Below are 2714 nucleotides of genomic sequence, written 5' to 3' on the forward strand. Positions count from 1 at the left end.
GCGTATCCCCCTCCCGCCGCCGCGTTCTTCGCACGGCCCTGACCGCGATGGTCGGCAGCGTCGTTCCTAGCGTCATCGATCTGAATGAGGCCCGAACGATGGCGCAAGAGGCCAAGGCACAGGAGCCCCAGGCGGTGACGGACGGGCCGACGACCTTCGCCACGGTGGCCCGCCTCGCGGAGCGGTTGGCCGGCGCACCCTACGTCGCGCCCCCCGAAGACCTGCCGCCGGCGCTGGCCGGGCTGACCTACGACCAGTACCGCGCCATCGTGTTCCGCCCGGCCGCGTCCTTGCGCTTCGGGCGACACTTCAGCGCGCAGCTGTTCCACCGCGGCTTCCTGCAGCGCAAGCGCTGCGCCCTGTTCGTGCAGCCGAAGGCCGGGCCAGCGCATCCCATCGCCTACGAATCCGGCCTGTTCGACCTCGGCACCGCGCTGGCCGGCCAGAGCTTCCCGGCCGGCCTCGGCTTTGCCGGCTTCCGGTTGCACTTCGCCGCCAGCGACACGCCGCCCGGGCGGCCGCGCGGCTTCCAGGAGGAGTTCCTGGTGTTCCTCGGCGCCTCCTATTTCCGCCTGCGCGGCGAGGGCCAGGAATACGGGCTCTCGGCCCGGGGCGCGGCCATCGGCACCGGGTCTTCCACCGGCGAGGAGTTCCCCGACTTCACCGCCCACTGGATCTGCGAGCCCGAGGACGACGCCCGCACGATCACCGTGCTCTCGCTGCTCGACAGCCCGAGCCTGGCCGGCGCCTACCGCTTCGACATCACGCCCGGCGATCCGGCGCGCATCCAGGTCACGGCCTCGCTCCACCCGCGCAAGAGCATCCCGCAGCTCGGCCTCGCGCCGCTGACCAGCATGTTCCTGCACGGCCAGAACGGGCCGGGCGAGCGGGGGGCGAAACCCTTCGACGACTTCCGGCCGCAGGTGCACGATTCCGACGGGCTGGTGGTGCGCGCCGGCGCTGACCAGCTGTGGCGCCCGCTGGTCAACGGACGGCCGAGCCCGCAGATCTCGTCCTTCCGCGCGGCGCCGCTCTCGGGCTTCGGGCTGATGCAGCGCGAGCGGAACTTTGCCGCCTACCTCGACGTCGAGGCGCGGCACGAGGCGCGGCCGGGGCTGTGGGTCGAGCCCGGCGCTCCGAAGCTCGAGATGGTCGCGGCCGGCCAGGTGCAGCTGTTCGAGATCCCCTCGGTCGAGGAGTACATGGACAACATCGTGGCGGCCTTCGTGCCGGACGCGCCTGTCCGCCCCGGCCACCCGATCGCGCTGACCTACGGGCTGACCACGGTGGGCGCCGAGCCCGTCCCGGCTCTGCCCGGCACGCTGGCCCGCGTGGTCTCGACCCGCGTCGGCTCGCCCGACCGCCTGCGTCCGGTCGACCCGCCGATCGCCGGTCGGCGGCTGTACTGCATCGACTTCGCAGGACCGGACCTGCCCCAGGGCGCCCTCGACGCCGAGGGTGCGGGCGTCGGCGCGGAGGTCTCGGCCAGCGCCGGCACGATGCACGACCCCGTCGCCGCGCCGGTGCCGCAGACCGGCGGCTGGCGCATCTACGTGGAGTGGCGCCCCCCGGCCGCGCTGCCACCGGGCGACGTGGTGCTGCGCGCGCACCTCACCCGCGGCCGCCGCCGCATCAGCGAGACCTGGGACGCGTCGGCGTGAGCCCAAGCTGGCGGGGGCGGGGTCATCCCCTCTCCCCGCCAGCGGGATGCACGGCTCCGCGTTCGCATCACGTCAGCCCGTAGCCGCAACCCTGGCGTGAAACCGAACGCAGCCCGGCAGCTACAACTGACCAAAGGTTGCTCTCGGTGCGTCGATGCCGACAAGCTCGGCCGAGTATCGCGAATCAGGTCGGCTTCGAAGCGGGGCTAGGGTGGACGAGGACGATTCCCAAGCGGCGGAACCGGCGCCGCGCCGACGCCGTCACCTGCCGGCCGCCGAGCGCGAGCGGCAGATCGTCGAGGCGGCCACGCGCTTCTTCGCCGAGCAGGGCTTTGCCGGGCAGACCCGCGAGCTCGCCGCGCGTATGGGCATCACCCACTCGGCGATCTTCCGCTACTTCCCGACCAAGGAGGCCCTGATCGAACGGGTCTACGACCAGGTCTTCGTCGCCCGCTGGAACCCGGATTGGGGACCGATGGTGCGGGATCGCAGCCGGCCGCTCGAGGCGCGGCTGGTCCAGTTCTACCGCGAATACGCCGCGCGGATCTTCGACTACGAATGGGTGCGGATCTTCGTCTTCGCGGGCCTTCGCTCGGTCGACATCACCCCCCGCTACCTCGCCATCGTGCGCGAGGCCCTGATCCTGCCGGTCTGCGCCGAGTTGCGCGCCGAGTTCGGCCTCGAACCGCCGGACGCGCTGCCGCTGCAGGAGCGCGAGATCGAGGCGGTCTGGGCGCTGCACGGCAAGGTGTTCTACATCGCCGTGCGCAAGTACGTGTACAACCTGCCGACGCCCGAGGATGTCGGCCCGATCCTCGCCGACGACGTGTCCGTCTTCATGTGCGGAGCGCCGGCTCTGTTCCGGGCGATCCATGCGGATGCGGCGGCGCGGGGGCAGGCGGCGGGCTGACCGCCCTTACCCGAACGCCCCCCGGTCCCGATGGCAGGCGACCGTGTGCGCGGCTCCGACCGGGCGGGGCAGCGGCAGCTCCGTCCGGCAGACGGCGATGGCGGCGGGACAGCGCGGATGGAACGGGCAGCCCGGCGGGGGCG

2 protein-coding genes are annotated in these 2714 nt (G+C 72.7%); both read left to right on the forward strand.

Annotated elements, in window-relative coordinates:
- Positions 1–98: 98 nt before the first annotated feature.
- Positions 99–1661 (forward strand): glucan biosynthesis protein, encoded by a 1563-nt coding sequence (locus tag FV222_RS22275; RefSeq protein WP_246685602.1) that lies wholly within the window; start codon positions 99–101, stop codon positions 1659–1661.
- A 211-nt stretch (positions 1662–1872) separates the two neighbouring features.
- The gene (locus FV222_RS22280; protein ID WP_238272260.1) at positions 1873–2571 is read left to right on the forward strand and encodes a TetR/AcrR family transcriptional regulator; all 699 of its coding nucleotides are present in this window, start codon (positions 1873–1875) and stop codon (positions 2569–2571) included.
- Positions 2572–2714: the final 143 nt, after the last annotated feature.

Source organism: Methylobacterium sp. WL103 (assembly GCF_008039885.1).
GTDB lineage: Bacteria > Pseudomonadota > Alphaproteobacteria > Rhizobiales > Beijerinckiaceae > Methylobacterium > Methylobacterium cerastii.